This window comes from Myxococcus qinghaiensis (genome assembly GCF_024198215.1).
GTDB lineage: Bacteria > Myxococcota > Myxococcia > Myxococcales > Myxococcaceae > Myxococcus > Myxococcus qinghaiensis.
In genome coordinates, this window is the sequence record NZ_JAKCFA010000087.1 from 1 (window position 1) to 1084 (window position 1084).

The window sequence follows — 1084 nt, forward strand, 5'->3', positions numbered from 1 at the left end:
AGGTGCCGGAGTTGGAGGCCCTGGTGGTGGACGACACGGGGTTTCCCAAGAAGGGGCAGCACTCGGTGGGGGTGGCCCGGCAGTACTCGGGCACGTTGGGGCGCACGGACAACTGCCAGGTGGCCGTGAGCCTGCATCTTGCGGGGCCGCGAGGCAGCGGATGCATCGGCATGCGGCTGTACCTGCCCGAGGACTGGGTGACGGACACGGCGCGGCGCAAGGCGGCGGGTGTCCCGGAGACGGTGGGAGCCGCGCGCAAATGGGAGCTTGCGCTGGAGCAGTTGGATGACGCGCTGAAATGGGGCGTGCGGCGGCATGTCGTCCTGGCGGATGCGGGGTATGGCAACTGCCGAGAGTTCCGCGAAGGACTCACGGCTCGGAGACTGCCCTACCTTGTCGGCGTGCCAGGGCAACACAAGGTATGGCCTCCAGGAGCTGCGCCGCACCTGCCCGTGAAGAAGGCGGGCGAGTACGGGCGCCCTCGGACGCGCTTCGTCACCGACAGCGGCGTGCAGCCCTGGACGATTGAAGAGCTGGCGCGCCAGTTGCCCGAAGAGGAGTACCGCCGTGTCAGCTGGCGCGAGGGCAGTCGTGGCACACAGTCCTCCACCTTCGCCGCGGTGCGAATCCAAGTCGCCGAAGGCCACGTCGTCCGCAAAGCGCCAGGCACTCCCGAATGGTTGCTGTGTGAGTGGCCGCAGGGGGAAGCCGCGCCGACGAAGTTCTATCTCTCGTCATTGCCGGCGGACACGCCTCTCAAACGCCTCGTCACCCTGGCAAAGCTGCGCTGGCGCGTGGAGCGGGACTACCAGGAGATGAAGGGCGAAGTAGGGCTGGACCACTTCGAGGGCCGCACCTGGAGAGGCTTTCATCACCATGCCACGCTGTGCATGGTAGCCCACGGTTTCCTCGCGCTCCGAAGAGCGCTTTCCCCCCCGGAGCAAGACGCCGTGGACGCTGCCCCAGGTTCGACGTCGCCTTCAGCACCTGCTGCTGCGCCGCATCGGCCATTGCCCGCTGTGCCTCCGCAGACTCGGAGCTCGCGCTCCTCCTCTCGGGCCGTCCCGCATCTGATCAAGTAGTA

Annotated in this window: 1 protein-coding gene; it reads left to right on the forward strand. The window is 67.4% G+C overall.

The window, feature by feature from the left end; all coding sequences use genetic code 11:
- On the forward strand, positions 1-1082 hold a 1082-nt coding region (locus tag LZ199_RS45970; protein ID WP_254000189.1), incomplete at its 5' end, for an IS701 family transposase.
- Positions 1083-1084 lie beyond the last annotated feature (2 nt).